Source organism: Halomonas sp. R57-5 (assembly GCF_900070345.1).
In the GTDB taxonomy this organism is placed as follows: domain Bacteria; phylum Pseudomonadota; class Gammaproteobacteria; order Pseudomonadales; family Halomonadaceae; genus Vreelandella; species Vreelandella ventosae_B.
Genome location: NZ_LN813019.1, coordinates 941,306 through 961,024, shown reverse-complemented (window position 1 = coordinate 961,024; position 19,719 = coordinate 941,306). Strand labels below are relative to the sequence as shown.

20 protein-coding genes are annotated in these 19,719 nt (G+C 53.0%); 2 read left to right on the top strand and 18 right to left on the bottom strand.

From position 1 onward, the window contains the following. Positions 1-93: 93 nt before the first annotated feature. The 4 genes from HALO_RS04335 to HALO_RS04320 form a co-directional block, all read right to left on the bottom strand. A complete protein-coding gene (locus HALO_RS04335) occupies positions 94-981 on the bottom strand; it encodes a flagellin N-terminal helical domain-containing protein (RefSeq protein WP_035580520.1) in 888 nt (295 codons plus the stop codon). A 159-nt stretch (positions 982-1,140) separates the two neighbouring features. Continuing rightward, positions 1,141-2,493, bottom strand: a complete 1,353-nt coding sequence (fliD, locus tag HALO_RS04330; protein ID WP_035580524.1) for a flagellar filament capping protein FliD — start codon at positions 2,491-2,493, stop codon at positions 1,141-1,143. A gap of 180 nt (positions 2,494-2,673) precedes the next feature. Then, positions 2,674-4,023, bottom strand: a complete 1,350-nt coding sequence (gene fliD, locus HALO_RS04325) for a flagellar filament capping protein FliD (protein ID WP_035580527.1) — start codon at positions 4,021-4,023, stop codon at positions 2,674-2,676. A 246-nt stretch (positions 4,024-4,269) separates the two neighbouring features. Next, positions 4,270-5,595, bottom strand: a complete 1,326-nt coding sequence (locus HALO_RS04320) for a UDP-glucose dehydrogenase family protein (RefSeq protein WP_050713104.1) — start codon at positions 5,593-5,595, stop codon at positions 4,270-4,272. A gap of 187 nt (positions 5,596-5,782) precedes the next feature. Here HALO_RS04320 and HALO_RS04315 point away from each other — a divergent pair, with 187 nt between their 5' ends. Next, positions 5,783-6,124: a hypothetical protein gene (locus HALO_RS04315; RefSeq protein ID WP_035583496.1), complete on the top strand. Its 342-nt coding sequence runs from the start codon at positions 5,783-5,785 to the stop codon at positions 6,122-6,124. A 368-nt stretch (positions 6,125-6,492) separates the two neighbouring features. On the opposite strand, the gene HALO_RS04310 is transcribed toward HALO_RS04315, so the two are convergent. Together HALO_RS04310 and HALO_RS04305 are read right to left on the bottom strand one after the other, a co-directional pair. Continuing rightward, positions 6,493-7,731 carry a type II toxin-antitoxin system HipA family toxin gene (locus tag HALO_RS04310; RefSeq protein ID WP_050713103.1) on the bottom strand — a complete coding sequence of 413 codons (1,239 nt, stop codon included), beginning with the start codon at positions 7,729-7,731 and terminating at the stop codon, positions 6,493-6,495. Further along, positions 7,728-8,024, bottom strand: coding sequence for a helix-turn-helix domain-containing protein (locus HALO_RS04305; RefSeq protein ID WP_035580535.1), 297 nt, complete (start codon positions 8,022-8,024; stop codon positions 7,728-7,730). The genes HALO_RS04310 and HALO_RS04305 overlap by 4 nt, the downstream gene beginning before the upstream one ends. A 204-nt stretch (positions 8,025-8,228) precedes the next feature. Here HALO_RS04305 and HALO_RS04300 point away from each other — a divergent pair, with 204 nt between their 5' ends. Continuing rightward, positions 8,229-9,251, top strand: a complete 1,023-nt coding sequence (locus tag HALO_RS04300) for a serine hydrolase domain-containing protein (RefSeq protein WP_081899092.1) — start codon at positions 8,229-8,231, stop codon at positions 9,249-9,251. 19 nt (positions 9,252-9,270) lie between these two features. Here HALO_RS04300 and HALO_RS04295 read toward each other — a convergent pair whose 3' ends face one another. The 12 genes from HALO_RS04295 to HALO_RS04240 form a co-directional block, all read right to left on the bottom strand. Next, positions 9,271-9,831 (bottom strand): YqhA family protein, encoded by a 561-nt coding sequence (locus HALO_RS04295; protein ID WP_081899093.1) that lies wholly within the window; start codon positions 9,829-9,831, stop codon positions 9,271-9,273. Between the two features lie 16 nt (positions 9,832-9,847). Then, complete coding sequence (locus tag HALO_RS04290; RefSeq protein ID WP_035580536.1) at positions 9,848-10,441, bottom strand: exopolysaccharide biosynthesis protein; 594 nt, start codon at positions 10,439-10,441, stop codon at positions 9,848-9,850. Continuing rightward, the gene (locus tag HALO_RS04285; RefSeq protein WP_050713102.1) at positions 10,434-10,898 is read right to left on the bottom strand and encodes a tellurite resistance TerB family protein; all 465 of its coding nucleotides are present in this window, start codon (positions 10,896-10,898) and stop codon (positions 10,434-10,436) included. Before HALO_RS04285 ends, HALO_RS04290 begins: the two co-directional genes overlap by 8 nt. 36 nt (positions 10,899-10,934) lie before the next feature. Beyond that, complete coding sequence (locus HALO_RS04280) at positions 10,935-11,948, bottom strand: nucleoid-associated protein (RefSeq protein ID WP_050713101.1); 1,014 nt, start codon at positions 11,946-11,948, stop codon at positions 10,935-10,937. Between the two features lie 59 nt (positions 11,949-12,007). Then, complete coding sequence (locus HALO_RS04275; protein WP_035580544.1) at positions 12,008-12,769, bottom strand: ABC transporter permease; 762 nt, start codon at positions 12,767-12,769, stop codon at positions 12,008-12,010. After that, entirely contained in the window at positions 12,766-13,707 is a 942-nt protein-coding gene (locus HALO_RS04270; RefSeq protein WP_035580547.1) for an ABC transporter ATP-binding protein, read from the bottom strand. The genes HALO_RS04275 and HALO_RS04270 overlap by 4 nt, the downstream gene beginning before the upstream one ends. An 84-nt stretch (positions 13,708-13,791) precedes the next feature. Beyond that, the gene (locus tag HALO_RS04265; protein ID WP_027956943.1) at positions 13,792-14,070 is read right to left on the bottom strand and encodes a peptidylprolyl isomerase; all 279 of its coding nucleotides are present in this window, start codon (positions 14,068-14,070) and stop codon (positions 13,792-13,794) included. Positions 14,071-14,133: 63 nt separating this feature from the next. Next, complete coding sequence (locus HALO_RS04260; RefSeq protein WP_172821655.1) at positions 14,134-15,261, bottom strand: serine hydrolase; 1,128 nt, start codon at positions 15,259-15,261, stop codon at positions 14,134-14,136. 29 nt (positions 15,262-15,290) lie between these two features. Next, positions 15,291-16,415, bottom strand: a complete 1,125-nt coding sequence (locus HALO_RS04255) for an acyltransferase family protein (protein ID WP_035580554.1) — start codon at positions 16,413-16,415, stop codon at positions 15,291-15,293. A gap of 187 nt (positions 16,416-16,602) precedes the next feature. Then, on the bottom strand, positions 16,603-16,899 hold the full coding sequence (locus HALO_RS04250) for a hypothetical protein (RefSeq protein ID WP_442905674.1): 297 nt from the start codon (positions 16,897-16,899) through the stop codon (positions 16,603-16,605). A gap of 286 nt (positions 16,900-17,185) precedes the next feature. Further along, the gene (locus HALO_RS04245; RefSeq protein WP_050713100.1) at positions 17,186-18,592 is read right to left on the bottom strand and encodes a sugar porter family MFS transporter; all 1,407 of its coding nucleotides are present in this window, start codon (positions 18,590-18,592) and stop codon (positions 17,186-17,188) included. Between the two features lie 67 nt (positions 18,593-18,659). After that, complete coding sequence (locus HALO_RS04240; protein ID WP_035580560.1) at positions 18,660-19,715, bottom strand: ABC transporter ATP-binding protein; 1,056 nt, start codon at positions 19,713-19,715, stop codon at positions 18,660-18,662. Positions 19,716-19,719 lie beyond the last annotated feature (4 nt).

Sequence of the window (19,719 nt, the reverse complement as noted above, 5' to 3'; positions counted from 1 at the left end):
CTTATTAACATCGAATTTTGGATATCTGCCTTAAATAAAAACGGGGCCTACTGGCCCCGTCGTTACTTTCTTTTGACATTACTGGCTAAAGGATTAGCCCAGKAGAGACAATACAGACTGCGGCGTCTGGTTAGCCTGTGCCAGCATAGAAGTACCCGCCTGTTGGAGAATATTCGCACGCGTCATGTTAGACACTTCTACTGCGTAGTCGGCATCTTCGATACGTGAACGAGCTTCAGAAAGGTTGGTAGACGTCGTCGCCAGGTTATCGATCACCGAGTCGAAACGGTTCAGAGTAGCACCCAAGGTTGCACGACTGGTATCCAGCGACTCAGTTGCTCTATCAACCGCATCAACTAAAGTCTTGAACTCTTCGTGAGTGGCACCTGCACCTGAAGCATCTGCAACTGTAAATTCGCCAGCGGTCACTGCTGTAGCACCAGATACAGTGTCTTCTAAACCAAGTCCGCTAACCGTGGCATCAAGCCTATTAACACTAATAACATCTTCAGCTTCAGTGTTGGAACCAACCTGAATATTAAGAGTCGCGCCAGCGCCACTTGCAACGTTTAGCAGATTAGTGCCGTTAAAGTTGTTGCTGCCCGATACACGTTCAATCTCTGCTAAACGTTCGTTGATCTCGGTAGTAATTGCAGCACGGTCTTCTTTGGCGTTGGTGTCGTTGGCACCCTGTACCGCTAGCTCACGAATACGCTGCAGGTTGTCGTTGATTTGGTCAAGGCCGCCTTCCATGGTCTGTACCAGRGARATACCGTCGCTAGCATTACGGCTAGCCTGATCCATRCCTTTGATYTGGGCWGTCATYTTGTTGGCGATGGCTTGRCCAGCAGCRTCGTCAGARGCGCTGTTRATGCGCAGGCCAGARGACARACGCTCTTGCGCTTTGGCMAGCATAGACTGAGAGTTRGACAGGTTRTTCTGGCCRATCAGGGCMGTAATGTTRGTGTTGATTACAGACATGTGAGTGCTCCTCGAAGATTAACTGGCCTATTGGCCTGCTTAGCGGCGCTTGCGTCGCCGTTATGTTAATTAACGGCAGGCCCGCCAAATTCTTTAGAAAAATTACGCTTCTTTATGTAACTTACTGTAACTATTTCAACTGCACTCTGAACTACTTTCTTAATTGTTGTTCTGCATGTTGCCCAGCATACTGAACTGCTGGGAGAGGTAGCTGCTCATAGAGTTCATTTGGGCGATCAAACCATCCAATTGCCCAAACTGCTTACGGTAACGCTCTGTGCTGCGCTCGATACTAGCCTCCATACGAAGCTTACGCTCGTCCAGGCTGTCAACCCGCTGCTCAGCACTAGTCACTGAGCTTTGAATGATGCCGTTTTCTGCCGTAATGCCTTCAAGCGTGGCGTTTAAGCGCCCAGCAAAGCCGCCTTCTTCGGTTTCGCCCGCAAAGAAGGCAGATAGCCCCTCTGGGTTGTTGGCTACTGCATCGTCCAACTTATCCTCGTCGACCTTTAATCGCCCCTTCTCATCAATGGCTATGCCCAGTTGTGAAAGGCGTGAAATATCGCCGGTGCCGAGGTTGTCAGTAATATCCCGGCGTAGGCGGTCTTCAATGGTGCGCACGGTGCGGTCACCCACTAGCTCGCCAGACGTTTCGCCTTCGCCGTTGTATGCGGTCATTCGGCCAACGGTGGATTTCATTTCGTTATAGTTTTTAACGAACTCGTCAATGGCTTCTCTTAGCGACGCATCATCACGCTCAATCACCAGCGTAACGGGGTCTCCAGAGGCCTCTGTGAGATCAAGCGTTACGCCTTGGATGGCCTCTTCAACGCGGTTGGTTTTACTGGTGATAGTAATGCCATTAACATTCAGCTCAGCGTCCTGACCTGAACGCTGGGTGGCTGCATCCATGGTCAGCGACGCTAAGCCTGAGAAGCCCTCCAGTGAAGCATCTTGGCCCGTCTCTTTTGAGCTCAGCGCTAAGCGGTACCCAGTGCCATCATTAACGATAGAAGCGGTTACGCCAGCCTCTTTATCCGCATTGATCTGGTCACGAACATCCGCCAGCGTACTGCCCGCTGAAATAGCAACGTCGTAGCTTGTTTGTGTTCCGCCAGCACCAAAGTTAAGCGTTAGCGTCGCATCGGCTGCTGTTACCTCTTGGTCTAGCGCTACGCTGTTGGAAGCAGCGCTGCCTGCGCGAGCCAGTTGGGTAACGGTTACTTCATAGCGCCCGGCATTAGCGGTTTCGCCTGCGGTCGCCAATACGCCATCGCCCGTCACGGTGCTTTTTTGCTGCTTAAATGTAGCGGCATCGTTCAACGCAGCAATAGAGGTTTGCACGCGATCCATCGCTGATTCAAGGCGCCCATAAGCTGAAATTTTGGTTTGCTGAGCACTTTTCTGCTCTAGAATAGGCACAAGCTTTTGCTGTTCGGCCGCTTTTAGCTGATCCACCAAACCTGAAAGATCTAATCCAGAACCTACACCGAGTGCTGTGATCGATGCCATGGGGTTCATTCCTTATAAGAAGTAGAGAAAGGTGTCTAGGTAATCTATCGGCTGCGGAGGAGCAAACTTTAGAGTTAATGCCTTTTTTAAGCTGTTTTTAAAGCATTGCAAAGAAAAATGCCCAACACACTGTGCCGGGCATCTTGTAAACTATTAATTTAGCTAGCTTATCAGCCTAACTTAACCTTGCTGATCAAGCACTGCAAACTGCTGGGTCAGATAAGCACTGGTTGAGTTCATTTGCGCTACCATGCTGTCCATCGCTTGAAACTGTGTGCGATAACGCTCAACGGTTTGCTCGATACGGCTTTCCGTTGTCGCATAGCGGTCTTCTAACGAAGCAAAGCGCCTTTCAGACGAATCAACGGCACTTTCAAGGCGGCCACCTGTTCCCACCAAGCTTTCCAGCGATGAGGCTATTTGCCCTGCCATGCCACCCTCTTCGCTATCGCCTGCAAAAAAATTGGCTAGCTGATCCGGCTGATTAGCAACAATGCTATCTAACTTATCTTCGTCAATCTCCAGCTTGCCATCCACTTGAAGTGAAATACCTATATCCGACAACACGCTAAAGCCATCGCCGCCGACAACACTGCTAATTGTTTGACGAAGCTCTCGTTCAACCGCGCGGGTCGCGGCATCGGCGTTCAACCCCGCCGACTGACCAGTCTCTTCGTCAAACGCTGTCAAACTGGTAATGGTGTCCTTGAGCGTGTTGAAGTCATCAACAAAGGCCGTGATCTGCTCGCGGATAGCCTCATCATCCTGCTCAACGCTTACAGTGCTCGTCGCACCAGCCTCAGCAAGGTTTAAGGTAATGCCTTGAATAGCGCCTTCCACTTGATTGGTAGGGCTAACAATATCGATTCCATTGACGTTAAACTCTGCATCCTGCCCCGCTTGAACTACCTGGGCATCAGTCGTTTGTACATCGCCCGCAAGAATGTCTGAAAAGTTTGTGCTTTCAATACTCGCGTCCGCACCCGTTTCCGTTGAATTTACTGCAAGACGATACCCTTCACCGTCGTTGATAATAGAGGCGCTTAAGCGGCCATCACTCTGTTGATTGATAGCATCACGCATATCTTCGAGGGAACTGCCATCGGCAATGGTAATGGGATCCATAGCTCCGTCAGCAAGAGTAAAGGTTAATGACTGCTCCCCAGTCACTATGCTTTCATCTGCTGTTTCCAAACGCTCTGTTACTAGGCTACTGGCTGTAGCTAACTGGCCGACCTGCACTTCGTACTGACCTGGCTGGGCCTCATTGCTGCTAACAGCGCCAACGGCACTGCCTTCTACATTGGTTGTTAAGCTCTCGAATGACGCCCCATCATTGAGTGCTTCGGCTGAGCTTTGAAACTGCTCAAGCGCGCTTTGCAACTTACCATAGGCAGATATTTTCGTATCTTCAGATTGGAGCTGTGCCGCAATAGGCTCAAGCTTTGCTTGTTCTGCCGTTTTTAATTGCTCCAGCAAGCCATTCAGATCCAAGCCAGAACCGATGCCTAGTGATGTAATAGCAGCCATAAGACCAATGCCTTTTTTGAATACATTTAGCTACGCTTGCTGCTTTCAATTAGCGTTCCTTCATTAAGCGATGCGTAGCACTTTTCTTTAATACAATTACCTTAAAACCTCGGCTAGGTGAAGAATAACTTAAATTTTCTTCTTCATCTTTTCGTATTAAGACGTTACTTCAAGTAACTAAACGTAATAGATACACCCATTACTCAGAAAAATGACGATAATAAGTTCATCTTTTAGTGGGTCTTTCTAGTTGCTCTTTCTCCCCACCCCTATGTAACGCAAACCTGCCTCTTCAACAGCCATTGGCGTGTACAAATTACGCCCATCGATAACGACTTTTTCCGCCAGTTGGTCGGCTAACCAAGCGAAATCGACGCTGCGAAACTCTTTCCACTCGGTGCAGATAACCAACGCATCGGCGCCTTTGACTGCCTGAATGCGATCACCGGCGAGCATTAAGTCATCCCGTTCGCCATAGATACGGCGGCATTCCGCCATGGCTTCGGGATCAAAGGCTTGCACCTTAGCACCCGCTTGCCAAAGCGCTTCCATCAATGTGCGGCTTGGGGCTTCACGCATATCGTCGGTGTTGGGCTTAAAGGCTAGCCCCCACACGGCAATGGTCTTGCCACTTAGATTGCCTAAGTTATCTTGCAGTTTTGTGAACAGCGTTTGCTTTTGGCGTAAATTAACCGCTTCAACAGCACTGAGCAGTTCCGGGGTATAACCTAACTGGCGCGCGGCGCGCTCTAGTGCCTGAACGTCTTTGGGAAAGCAGGAGCCGCCGTAGCCACAGCCTGGGTAAATAAAGTGGTAGCCAATGCGCGGGTCACTGCCGATTCCTCGCCGCACGTCTTCCACATCCACTTCAAGCCGTTCGGCGAGATTAGAGATTTCGTTCATAAAGCTGATTTTGGTGGCGAGCATGGCATTGGCGGCGTATTTGGTCAGTTCGGCGGCCCGTACGCTCATAAACATCAGTTTTTCGTGGTTGCGATTGTAGGGGGCGTAGCACTCTTGCATATGCGCTTTCACACGCTCGCTTTCGGTGCCGACGATAATCCGCGCACCGCGGGTAAAGTCTTCGATCGCAGCCCCTTCTTTCATAAACTCAGGGTTCGAACAGACGTCAAACGCGAGTGATGTACCACGCTGTTCGAGTACATCGCTGATAACCGCATGGACTTTTTCGGCGGTGCCCACGGGCACGGTAGATTTATCAATCACCAGCTTATAGCTATCCATATGCTGGCCGATCGTACGCGCTACCTCTAGCACATAGCGTAGGTCGGCACTGCCATCTTCATCAGGCGGCGTTCCCACGGCGATAAACAGCAGCTCGCCATCCGCTACCGCTTGGGCAGCATCGGTGGTAAAGCGTAACCGGCCCGCCGCGACGTTGTGGGCAACGATGGTGCTTAGCCCAGGCTCAAAAATCGGCACTTCTCCACCATTAAGCTGATCAATCCGCTCAGCGTTAACATCCATACAGGKGACTTGATGGCCGACATCGGCTAAACAAGCGCCTGCAACAAGGCCGACATAACCGGTTCCGAATACACTGATCTGCATGACTTATTAACTCACTAAAATACGTAACAGCGAGCGTAGCACATTGGCTTAGCGTTGATGAGCTCGATATTAGAAGATCCGCTCTGAATTATAGACCTTGGTCTAACATTGACCTTGGTTTATAATGCACTGCAACAAGCCCGATTTGGTGCTGACCGCAGGAGAACATGCTATGACTCCGGGACTTATGACTTCAGAACTCACGCAAGAGCCCTCATCCAAAGCATCTAGTGGGCTATCAACAGCCGCGAATGTTCAACGCAGCCTTCGCCAGTGCTTATCGATTGCCGCTGAGCTGCTCTACGATAATGGCCATGTGCTCGAAACCATTACCTTGCCCCAGCGCGGTTTAGCCCGTCGTGAATTGCTCACGCTGAGTGCAGCAGCGCCCACTTGGGCAACCTGTCAACAAGTAATGGAAGCCAGTGAAGCCGCCACCTTCAATGAGTATGGCCGCTTTGTATTGACTCGCCTTGGCCGCGAAATAATGTTTGATATGTTTGGCCAGGGGGCTGCTGATTGCGCCTAACACCTGCTGTTGCCAAGCACTGCTGAACACAATAGCCGATCCAAAAAAGCCCATAACAGAGGCTCATAAAAAACCGCCCGCAAGCGAACGCTTCGGGCGGTTTTTATTGGCGTGTTTTTTGAAGCCAGTGCCTAGATATTAGCGCAGGCCGAGCATCGAAAGAATGAACAGCACAACCACGATCAGACCAATAATGTAGATAATATTACGCATAGGGCACTCCTTGCTTATTGCGTTTCAGGGAAATCAAAGGCTTGCTTGCCCATGAATCAACACTACCATCCTAGCAGGCTTTTTCTGTTTTTGCGTAATGTCGCGGCATTTCCCTCTTGGAAAGTGGCTGTATTAGCGTGGCCGCATTGATAGCGTTATCCGAGACGCTGGCGGTTCTCGTCGAATGCTCGCTGAATCATTTTCTGCTGCTTGGCATCGATTTCTAATTCACGGCAAAGGGACGACCATTCGGAAAGAGCATCAAGGGTTTGCTCAATATAGAGTTCAGGAGTTAAGTACCTGAAAGGGGCACAAACCTGTTTGAGCTTTTTACGTGTAGCCAGGCCAACCCCACTGAAAGATGTTGTATGCTCATCTGCGTAGCCCCGGACAGGGGCATAAGTCAGGTCATAAGCCGGAGCTAGTGTCCATCGACCTTGGTCATACAAAAAAGCGAAGTTCTTAGCGTGGTCATCGTGATTGTGGGTAAGGGCGTTGAACACCATCAACCTCGCCATGCGTTCAACGTCTTCTGCGTGGCGGGTGAAAGCGTTGGTTGCTTTGAGTAGATCTGAATAGTCCAGCGATGGGGCGCTGTAATCGGCATAAAGAATGCCGCTAGCGGTCATCATATGGATTTTGCGATTACCGTTACGATCAAAACGCTGAGTAGCAAAGAATCGCTCGGTTTCCGCTGAGGAGTTGATCTCAATCAGCTTGCTCGCGGCCATTTGCACCCCAGCACGCTCTGCCAACATCGAGTAGGCGTATTCGATGGCGCCGGTGTCGCGATGCTCGGTTGGCGCACGGAATTTCACTAGCCAATGTTGATAACCCGCAGGAAGTTCCTGAAAAGCTGTACTGCACTGCTTACCATCAGAAGATAATGCAACGATCACCTTGGGTCGGGCACCTGCCGGGGAACCTCCGGCCAGACGCAGAGCATCAAGAGTGGCCACGGCTTCACCTTCGTAAACAGCGTTTGCTGCCTGATAGAGTTGGGCTAGGTCAATATTATCTTCGTCAGCGGTACGCTCAATAACGGGACGATACTCCAATGCCCCCATTCCCCTGTCGGCCATATAAGCCAGCCGATCAAGAGGAGAAATATCTCTCCGGTCTTTTCCATGCTCGGCAAGGAAATAGCGATCCATGAGCAGCATTCCCCAGCCATCAGGCAGCGAGTCAGCAAATGCTCCTGGTAGACCAGCAAAAAGGAGTGCATCCGGCGCCTTCTGTGGTTGGGTAGTAAAATCCATGTTCAGAGGCGACAAATTGAAGCCTTCCGCCACCCAATGGGGGTGATAGGCAAAGTAGATGCCCTGTCGGCTAGCGACCAGCTCCCCCMCAGGACTGCCTGCTAACAGCACCTCTACGCTGTTGATACGCTTCATTTTCGACCCCGGGTACGCCCTGTCTGCTTGATCTCTTCAAGTGAGATGGGGTGCTCCTGCTTGAATAGCTCGGCAATTTGGCGTGTGGCGCCCAGCGCTGTGGCAATGAGCACTAGACCATCGAGAGTTATTTGCCCACTGGCTTCGAATCGTTTAATGGTGGACTCGGAAACACCCGCCATCTGCGCCAAGGTTTTACGGGAAAGATTCTTCGCCAGTCGTGCTTCTCGTGCATTGGCACCGACCTGCTGAGACAGTTCGCCAGGAGCAAGTAGAGCGTGAGTTAGGGCCATAGAAAACCTCTAAATAATGGCTCATTTATAATCCAATATACACTAAAAAAGATTATAAAAGACCAAATATGATCTTTTAATTCACAGAAGCATGGTTCCAGACTCGGAAAGTACTACCTGATCTTACTTCTAGCGGCTCTCGGTTGTGGAACCTCTTCTACGTCTAAACCTCGAACCTTTGCCACTTATACTGAGGGTGTTGCGATGCGCGCCACTGCTTTACTTGTTTCGTTTGCTGTTACGTCGTTGTTCTCTACCTCTGATGCAGCTGCAAATGCACCCTCTGCGAGTGCATTAAAGGCATTAGATCAGCAAACCAGCCAGCTAAACCGCGTGCACAGCGTGGTAGTGGCCTACGATGGCGAGATTATCCACGAGCTGCACCAGGGTGGGCCGGGGGTGGCCTCACCTGCCAACATTAAATCACTGTCCAAAACCGTGCTGGCGGCCATTACCGGCGCGGCAATTGAAGCAGGGATTGTCGAATCTGCTGATCAGCCCATGGTGGCGCTATTTGGCGATCACTTACCGAGTGGCACCGACCCGCGCGTTAACGAGATCACCGTGGCGCATCTACTCGCCTTACAGGCGGGGCTAGAGCGGACATCTGGCGGCAATTACAGTGCCTGGGTGGCCAGCGCTAACTGGGTGAACGATGCTATGACGCGCCCGTTCGTGGATGAGCCAGGTGGACGAATGCTCTACTCCACCGGCACCAGCCATCTGCTTTCCGCCGCGCTCACCCATGCCAGCGGCGAGACGACCCACGCACTTGCTCAGAGGCTACTGGGCGATCCGCTCAATATCACCATCCGCCCTTGGTTACGCGACCCCCAAGGCATCTACTTTGGTGGTAATGATATGCAGCTATCCCCGCGGGCGCTGATTGAAGTGGGCGAACTGTACCGTAATGATGGCACCGTATTTGATGAAGCCGGCAATGGCGAGCGGGTTCTGCCGGAAGGCTGGGTCGAAGCGTCATGGCAACCGCGGGGCACATCACGCTGGACAGGCGACGGTTACGGCTACGGGTGGTTTATCACTCAACTGGCAGGGGAAGATGCTTACTACGGGCGCGGCTATGGCGGCCAGGCACTGTTTGTTATTCCGGACCGGGAGATGACCGTAGTGATCACCTCAGACCCGACCCCMCCCTCGCCGGGCGGGCAGTTTCAACAGCAGTTAAATAGCCTGGTGGCCGATTTATTAGCAGAGAATGGTGACTAGTTCTGCGCTTTTACGTGCCTTACTCGCCTTTGTGGCCAAGGCTCATCAAGTAGAGGGCCGCCGCCAGCGCTAAGACTGAAAGCGCTAAATAGATGGCTTCCAGGGGCGTGGCAAAGCGGATATCGACCACCGCGCGGAAAAACTCAATAATCACCGCCAAAATTACCACTCGGGCGATTTTATCTTTCAGTTGGTCTAGCGAGGCAACATTAAAAGGATGACGCAAATTGCTCTCTTCGGCTTGATCAATGCGGGAAACAAATAACCGGTAAACACCCAAGCCGAAAATCAGCAGTACGATGGCAATCAGATAGATATCCACCGCAATAATGATATCGGGCACCAGGCTGTCGTGGATATTCTGGGTGCCGCCCAGTAGGTAGTAACTCATTACGTCGATGACCACCTTAAAAATATCGACGGTGCCGACGATAAACAGCATTAACGATCCCAGTAGGCTGGGAACGACCGCCAGCATCACCAAAAATCGCGAGTTCCACAGCGCCGTTTCTATACGCCGTTCCCAGTTTCCCTGTTGTTCCGGTGGCGTGGGTGGAGTGGGTGGCGAAGTGTCTGTCATGGCGACTTTCCTTTTGTTATATCAAGCTCATCGTGATGAAAGCACAGGTGGCGCCGAACAGCGCAAACCCCAGCAATAGTGCGACCCCATCGCGGGCGACCAAGCCTAACCCTAGCAGCGTAAGCGCCAGCCCCGCACCGTTGGCCGAAAAGGGGATAAACTCCATAGGCGGCATGGCTAAGGCAATCAGCAGGCAAACGATAGCCGTCACGCGGATACCGATATAGCCCGTTAGCCACGGTAAGCGTACCCGCAACAGCCCATCAATCCAGCGGGCTGGCTTTTTCATCAACTGAATGCCTTTATCGAACTTTTGCCGGGAAAGCGAACGCTTAAGCAGCCATCTAGGCAACCAGAACGCTTCACTCCCTGCCAGCAGCTGCACGGAAACCAGCAGCACCAGCGCGGCCATTAACGTTGGCATGCCGGGTATATCACCAATAATGGGGGTGAGCGTAATTAACCCAGCCACCAGCAGCAGCGGCCCAAAAGAGCGGCGCCCCACGGCATGAACGACATCGTCAACGCTAACTCGAGAAGCATCCTGCTCCATGTGCTCTATCGAGCTAATTAGGTCCATTAAATTCGAGTCTTCGTTGCGGTTATGCATCGTGGTTATTGCGCTCCTCTACTTGCAGTTTGGTACGGATAAAGTCGCTGTGGCTAACATAGAGKAAGTCCGCCAAACGGCGAATACGATGCTCCTCTAGGGGGTCGACATTGCCGTCGGCCCAGGCCAACTGCCACATCTGCGCGACCAATCCACAGCGCTGGTCGTAATCATAGTGCTCTTTAATAAGGCTTACGAACTGGTAGTGATCGACGGCTTCATCCACCTCCGCCTGGGCCAGTGTCATCAGCTCTTCCACATCGCTTGCACTTAGCCGATAGCGCTCAGTAAGCATAATACGCAGGGCGGTAAGCTCTTCGTCGGTGGTATCGTAGTCAGCGCGAACAATTTCACACAACAATGCCGCGGTAGCCAGCTCCAGGGTCAACGTTTGGTTTTCGCGCTGTTCGGGTTGTGCCAGCGTGCGCTGAAAAAAATCACTAATGGCGTTTAGCATAGGGGGCTCCTAGGTAGCTACAGCGTCGTCCTTACCTCAATCCTTCTTGGTAAGCTGCTCTCTTAACTGCTTGGGTACTTGCTTGATAATCAGGCGATCCTGGGCGGCATCGTACTCAATGCTTGAGCCCAGCAGGTGGGAGKCAAAACTGATGGAGACGCCACCGGCGCGCCCGGTAAAGCGGCGGAACTGGCTTAAAGTGCGTTTATCTGGAGGAATCTCCGGCGAGAGCCCGTAATCGGCGTTGCGAATATGCTCGTAAAATGCTTTCGGCTGCTGCTCGTTAACCAACCCGGAAAGTTCTTCCAGGGTCATCGGCTCGCCACGGCGCAGTTGCTCGTTGGCGTAATCCACCAACGTATCGGTTTTTTCACGACTCACCTCGTCGTCATAATCCTCTTTCTCGACGTAGTCGCTAAACGCTTTCAGCAACGTGCGGGTTTCAGCCGGGGCATCGACACCCTCTTCCATCCCCAGCAGCGCGACCAAGCCCTCAGCGAGTTTTTTACCGCCGCGATCTTTGAGAAACGAAACGTACTGCGCATTCGGGGCATCGCTTTGCCACTGGGTGAGGTTAATCCGCGCCGCCAGGGTAAGCTGGCTGGTATTAAGCTGGGCAGCGGGCACCGCGTGGTGATCATCGTTAATACCGATCCCTTCCCGCTGGTGCACCAAAGCCATCAACAGCGTTTCGGTATCGCCCTGACGCTGGTGGCTGATCACTAAGTAACCACTCACTGACAGCTGCTCTTGAAGCTGTTTGGCGAGCCGTTCGGCCAGTGCCACTGACAGCTCAACAAAGCTCTGCTCACCGGCAAGATAGTCACGTAGCCACACAGCCAACGGCCCGGCCTGCTCGCCCTCTTCGGCAAAGCGCCCCCAGCCTTTGGGCTTGGTATTGTAGGTGTCGTTGAGCGCACCCACCAAGCTCGCCATTACCGAGTCGTCGCTGGTATTAGCCTGTTCTGACTGGGGGGCGGCGGTGAGGGTCAAACGCTCACCGTCAAGCGTCGGGTCAAGGCGGTGCACAATACTTTGCAGTAACGGCATAAGGGTCTACTAGCGCTCCATGGKGAAGAGTGAGGAGTGAATAGCAAGCTGGATGGCAATCAGGGTTTAAGACGATATCCGGTACGGAAAATCCAGCCGATAGTACCCAGGCAAGCTACGAGAAATAGCGCAATCATGCCCACGCTTGCGGCCAGGCTAACGTCGCTGATGCCGTAAAAGCTCCAGCGAAAGCCGCTCACCAGATACACCACGGGGTTTGCCAGGGTAATGGTTTGCCAAAACGGCGGCAGCATATCAATGGAGTAGAAGCTGCCACCCAAAAAGGTCAGCGGGGTGATCACTAACAGCGGCACCAGCTGCAGGCGGTCAAAGCCATCGGCCCAAATGCCGATGATAAAACCCAGCAGGCTAAAGGTGACAGCCGTCAGCACCAGAAAGAACAACATCCAAAACGGGTGGGCGATTTCCAACGGTACAAACAAGCCCGAGGTCGCCAAAATAATTACCCCCAGCAGAATCGATTTCGAGGCCGCCGCGCCTACGTAGCCAATGACAATCTCTAAATGCGAGATAGGCGCCGAAAGCAGCTCGTAAATACTCCCGGAAAACTTGGGAAAAAAGATGCCGAAAGAGGCGTTTGAGACGCTTTGGGTCAACAGCATCAACATAATCAGACCCGGTACAATAAAAGCGCCGTAACTAACGCCGTTGACCTCGCTGATGCGTGAGCCGATCGCGGCACCAAACACCACAAAATAGAGTGATGTGGAGATCACCGGCGAGACGATGCTTTGCAGCAACGTGCGGCGCGTGCGGGCCATCTCCGCCATGTAGATAGCGCGAACAGGGTGAAGGTTCATGCACGCTCCTTTGGGTTAACCAGGTCGACAAAAATATCTTCAAGCGAACTCTGCCGGGTATTCAGGTCTTTAAAGGTGATACCTTCCCGCTCTAAGACAGTTAACAGTTCTGAAATCGCGTGGCCGTCTTCCTCCTGGCTGCCGTCGTAGGTATAAATCAACTCATACCCCTCCGCCGCAAGACTAAGCTCAAAGCGCTGCAGTGTGGCGGGCATCTCGGTTAACGGGCTGTGCAGATTAAGCGTCAGCTGTTTACTGCCCAGCTTACTCATCAGGGCGGCTTTCTCTTCCACCAGCACCAGCTCACCACGATTGATAACGCCGATGCGATCAGCCATCTCTTCGGCTTCTTCGATGTAGTGGGTGGTCAAGATAATGGTGACACCGTTATCGCGCAGCTGACGCACTACCTCCCACATCTCGCGGCGCAGTTCTACATCAACCCCAGCGGTGGGCTCATCAAGAAACAGAATGCGCGGTTCGTGGGAGAGCGCTTTGGCGATCAGCACGCGCCGCTTCATACCGCCCGAGAGCGTCATTAAGCGATTGTTGCGCTTATCCCAAAGCGTTAACGACTTGAGCACTTTTTCGATATGCGCTGGGTTAGGGGCTTTGCCAAACAAGCCACGGCTGAAACTAACGGTATTCCAGACAGTTTCAAACGCTTCATTGGTTAGCTCTTGAGGCACTAAACCAATAAGCTCCCGGGCCTGGCGGTAGTGGGTAATATTGTCGAAACCATCTACCAGCACATGGCCAGCGGTGGGATTGACCAAACCGCATACCACACTAATGAGCGTGGTTTTGCCCGCCCCGTTGGGGCCAAGCAGAGCAAATATCTCGCCGCGCTGAATCGTTAAATCAACATGGGTTAACGCCTGAAAGCCACCTTCGTAGGTTTTATTCAGGCCGTTAATGGTAATAATCGGGTCGTTCAAGGCGTACTCCTCACGCCGCGGTCTAACAACCGCGACGCTTGACGGCCTTCTTAGGCAGAATTAAGAGCGTTTTGTTAGGAAAAGTTAAGAGCGTTCGGTAACTTCCAGTAGATGGTAACCAAACTGGGTTTTTACCGGGCCGTGGACTTGGCCTACTTCGTCATTGAAGACGACTTTGTCGAACTCGGGCACCATTTGACCGGGGCCAAAGCTGCCTAGGTCGCCACCCTGACGGCTGGAGGGGCAGCTTGAATGCTCTTTAGCAACTTCGGCAAAGTCGCGGCCATTTTGAATTTCTTCTTTCAGTGCTAAGCACTGCTCTTCACTGCTTACCAAAATGTGGCGGGCGCTGGCGCGTGTCATAATTTTCTCCTGACGAGTGTGATGTTCTTTCTGGTGTGTCACTTTTAAAAGGGCAATAGTTTATCACGGCTTACCGAGAGCACCGCTATAGCGCAACGCTTCACCCACGCTGGCCAAGGCTCGCTCGTGGGCACTTACCGCCAAAGGCCCGCGAGTACAGCTGACAATTACCCACGGCCCTTCTGTTGCAGTATTAACGTTGTCGCTCTCGGCAATGCCCGCATCGCAACTGCGGCGCTGCTGGGTCCCGGTTTTATGGGCGAAGCTTATACCGCTTCCCAGGCCTGCCTTAAGACGCTGTTTGCCGGAACGGGTTCGCTGCATTAGCGCCAATAACGTTTGCCGCTGCTCGGCATCTAAATCGTCCATGGCACGTCCTTGTTGAACGTGGTGCAAACTGGCGAGCAGGTCGCCAAAGGCGCTTAGAGTGCCTACGTTTTCACCGGTGGCTTCGTAAGCATCGAAAGCGTGATCGTAATCCGGCTGCGTGAAAGACTCTGTACTGACTCCCAACGCCCGAGCTAACGCTTGCCCACGCTGGCTGACCGGATGCTGGCGCAGGGCGATAAAATCCATGCCCCCAAGCGCGCGTGCATCCGGGTGCAGCTCTCCGTAAACCCCCTGGCGTACTCCCMCTAATTTAGAGATAGGGCCAATCTCATCGGGGTTGCCGCCGCTGGCCGCGATCATGGTTCGGGCGCGTTGGTTCACCGCATCAAGTCCCACGCGATCAATCAACATATCGGAAGCGGTGTTATCGCTGACGGTAATCATCTGCTCCATTAAGTAACGGATCGAGATAGGCGTACCGGGGTCGTGCCAGTTGGTAGGCCCTGCGCCATCGACAAAGTCACTCCGTGCAAGCGTTAACCGCTCATCCAGCGTCAGCGTGCCCGCCTGGCGCGCGGCGAGCACCTGTGCCGCCACCGGTATTTTAATCAGCGAGGCTAAGTACCAAGGATCGTCGGCGCGCCAGGAGTAGGCTTCGCCACTGGCAAGGTTCTGCACATAAACGCCCAATTCGCCCTCAAACACACCCTCGATAGCCTGTAGACGTGCGGTTAAGTCTCCCTGCCAGGTGCTCTGTTTATCTACCTCATAGTACCAATTTGTATCGTAGTTCTCTGCATGGACAGGCAGCGCTATGAACAGCGTTATGGCAACCAGTCCACGTTGAATCCAGTGTCGCAAATCGTAAGCTCCAGAAATATGAGTAGTGATTAGCGGTGTCTAGCCATCCAGCGGGTCAACCAAATCCACCCCGCGGCGCCAAGTATCAACAACCCGCCCACGCCGAGTGCCTGTGGATAGCTATACATCCCCTCGCCTTCCCACAGAAAGCGCAGCACTAGAAAGATCATCACAATATGGAAAATAAACGCCATGAGGGCGTTAGAGCCAACAATTGTCAGCGGCATTAAAACCTTTGCCGCTTTAGCGCCGCCAGCAAGCGCGAGCGCTAACAGCACCAGCGCACCGCCTAAGCTAAACAACATAAACTGCAGCCCTGGCGGATGTTTACCCGCATTATTGGCAATCGCCAGCATTGCCGCGTGGACATCGCCACTGGCAAACGCCAACGCATAAAACCCAGCCACCATTAGCGCACCCACTCCCAACAGCGTGAGCACTAAGCGTCGGCGAGTGGCGGGCTCAAAGTAGCAGCGTAGCAATGCTTCACCGATCAAAAGGCCCACTAGAATCATTGGCGCGCGGCTTATCTGCCCCCAGGTGTAATGATCTTCGTGATCTACCAGCAAGGCTTTCAGAATATCATTACCCCCGAAAGTGAGGCTCTGCAGCCAAACGGTCAGCGCAATTAACACACCAATCGTGGCGAGTCGGCTCCACAGCGGCGCCCGCGCCCACAGGGGCAGAATCAGCGGCACCCACAACAGGGCAATGGCGTAGAAGCCTAAAATTTCGACCCAAATTGCGAAACGGCCGTAGAGCAGGGCATCGACAATTTCGCTGGGCGGATAGAACGGCAGCATTTCAATAACGAGCAGCGCTTTGTACCAGAACCACACCTCCACGGCGCGTAACCACAGCTTTAAGCGTCGCTTCGGCCAGTCATCACTTTGGGTATGGGAGAGAAACGCCACCGCCAGCGCAATGCCAAACACCATAATAAATAGCGACGAGGAGAATTTAGTCAGGAAATGAACAGGCACCATGCCCCAGTCAGGCACATTGCGAATACCCACCAATCCACTGACCGCGTGGCTTATAATCATTAAGCCAATGGCGAGGCCACGGGCTAAATCTATCGCCTCTATGCGGCCTTCGGCCTTGGGCAGATAGGGCTTGTCTGTCCATTTCAGGGGCATCCATTTCAGGGGCATTGAGACATCCTTGTGAGCACCGTAGTCAATGGTTAAGCGTAAAGGTGCTTAACACTTTAGCGTGAAATGATATCGCCCGCTTGGGTTGACAGTGTTAACGGCCACACACAAAGATGCCCCGCAGTTGGCGAGGCATCTGTTGGCTCATCCATGAGCCCGAGAAAAGTGAGTCCTTAAAAAGTTGCAATTACCACCCGGAGTCATCCTCCTCTTCATCAGTGGCGGGGACTTCTTGCTCCTCTTCCTCTTCTTCGTAAGTGAATTCTTGCTCTTCCTCTTCGTACTCAGTACCTACATCCGAACCTTTATCTTGCTCAGTGTCGTAGCTGTTGTCGGTGCCTTGATCATCCTGCGTCGTTTCTTCCTGCGGGGTCGGTTCGTACTCGTCGCTGCTGTCCACTTGAGCAAAAGCAAGTGGGCTGGCCATTAGGCCAAATGATACACCTAGGATGCCAAGTTTCTTGAGAGATTCCGTCTTCATCATGATACTGCTCCTATCAAACGTTGCTACTTAAACATCTGTGCGAGCATCGCACTGGGTTTAACGTGTAAGAGCGTCAGGTCGTCCTTCCTGTTACGCTCTCAACCCATCCATTGCAGCCACCATGCCACCTCATGGCATCAGTAAATAAAAACCATTATTAAACAACTTCTTATATGTTTAAAACAGAAACCAACCTTTTGATTTTATTAATAAAAACCAGCCTTGTACTGTTTAAAATAGGCACATGATCCCCGATTGAACAGGCAATCGGGGCAATCTAGCAGAGTTACTCGTAGGCCATCGCTTCCAACTCTTTTCCGCGCGTCTCTTTGACGAAGTAAATAACGAAAAAGACAGAGGCAACGGCACTGATCGCATAGAAACCGTAGGCGCCGAACAGCCCGATAGACGCCAGCATAATCGGGAAGGTCATGGTGATACCGAAGTKGGCCAGCCACTGGAAAAGACCAGCAATCGCCAGCCCCGAACCACGCATCTGATTGGGGAACATCTCACCCAGCATGACCCACATCACCGGCCCCCAAGAGGCGTTGAAGAACAGCACATAGAGGTTGGCGCATAGCAGCGCAAATACGCCCATATCACTGGATAGTTGTAGGCTGCCATCCACCATCGACGCCGTAGAGAACGCATAGGAAAGACACGCCAGCGTCGCCGCCATGCCCACCGAACCACCCCAAAGCAGCGGTTTGCGGCCAATTTTGTCGATCAGCGCAATCGCCAGTAGGCAAGCGCCAATACTCACGGCGCCCGAGATCACGTTGATCAGCAGCGCATCGCCTTCGGAGAAACCCACCGACTGCCATAGCACCGCGCCGTAGTAGAAAACGACGTTAATGCCCACCAACTGTTGGAAAACCGCCAGGCCAATCCCTACCCAAACGATTCCGTGCAGCTTGCCAGTGGTGCGATTCATCACATCGCTTAACCGTGGCTTGTGATCCTGATCCAGGGTGGTGTTAATTTCATCGATTTTAGTGCTCACATCGCGCTCCGGCATCACTAACCCAAGCACACGGCGGGCTTCACCCTGCTTACCGGTGCTGATCAGATAGCGCGGGCTTTCAGGAATAAACAACAATGCCACCAGGAAAACAGAAGCCGGTATCAATTCAATCCAGAACATCCAGCGCCAGGTTGCGAAGCCAAACCATAGCTCTGACATGGCCGAGCCCGCCACATAGGCCAAGACGTAATTACTCAGAAAGGCCATAAACAGGCCAGAGATAATCGCCACCTGCTGAATGGTAGCTAGTCGCCCACGGTAAGCAGACGGCGCTACTTCACTGATATAAGCCGGGGTCATCACGCTGGCGGCGCCTACGGCAAGCCCACCGAGGATGCGATACAACACAAACTCCATAGAACTACCGGCAACGCCTGAGCCCCAGGCACTAATCAGGAAGAACACCGCCGCCACGATCAGTAGCGTGCGACGGCCAAAGCGATCCGCCAGGCGACCGGCAAAGAAAGCCCCGATCGCGCAGCCCAGCAGCATCGAGGCGACATTGAACCCCGTGCCCGCACTATCAGAGTTAAAAGAGGCCTGTAGGCCATCCACCGTGCCGTTGATCACGCCACTGTCGAAGCCGAACAGGAAACCGCCGATGGCGGCAATACAGCAAATCACCAGAATATACGATGAGCGGCTTAGCGTTCTTTGTTGTGTCATTGTCTAGCTCCTTGGCTTTGTTATTGAGCGTTTTTGTGCCTATTGATGGCTGAAAAATTGGTAGTAGCTAATGGTGTAGCGTGCTCTCGCGACTGGTTGAGCGTTGTTGAACCGCGTCGTCAGGCAGCCGCTGTCCGCCGGCATCGAACGCGTGAAGCTGGGTCTGTTGCGGAGTAATGAACAGCGTGTCGCCATTACTCAGTTCGACATCGCCGGAGAGACGCACGGTGAGCGGGCCGGCCTGCTCGCTGTCCACATAGGCAAAGGCGTCAGCGCCGAGCTTCTCGATGAACCGCACACGCCCTTTCCACTCACCCTGATCACGGCTTACCTCTAGATGCTCGGGCCGGATTCCTAGGGTGGTGGCGCCATAGGCCGCCGCTAGCGGCCCTTCGATTAAGTTCATTTTCGGCGAGCCAATAAAACCAGCGACAAACAGTGTTTCAGGGCGCTGGTAAAGCGCCATGGGCTTGCCCATTTGCTCAATCTGCCCGGCGTTCATTACCACGATGCAGTCGGCCAGGGTCATCGCTTCGACCTGGTCGTGGGTGACATACACCATGGTGGTTTCGAGTCGTTGATGGAGTTCGGCCAGTTCGACCCGCATGCGATTACGTAACGAGGCATCCAGGTTCGAGAGCGGCTCGTCGAACAGAAACACACCGGGGCTGCGCACAATGGCGCGCCCTATCGCCACCCGCTGGCGCTGCCCACCGGATAACTCGGCGGGTTTACGCTCCAGCAGATCCTCTAAATTGAGCAGGCGTGCTGCCTCGGCAACTTTAGCCTCGCGCTCTTTGGCGGGCACCTTTGCCAGACGCATACCAAAGTCGATATTGCGGGCGACCGTCATGTGCGGATAAAGCGCGTAAGACTGAAAGACCATGGCAATATCCCGGTCGCTAGGTTCGGCGGTGGTGACATCCTCCCCGCCGATAGTGATCGTTCCCTGGGTCACGGTTTCAAGGCCTGCGATCATGCGCAGCAGTGTGGACTTGCCGCAGCCGGAAGGCCCGACAAGCACGGTAAAAGAGCCATCTTCGATATGCAGATTTAAGTCTGGGATTACCGTGGTTTTGCCATAAAACGTCTTTTCGATATTGCGTAGTGTTACTTCAGCCATGAGC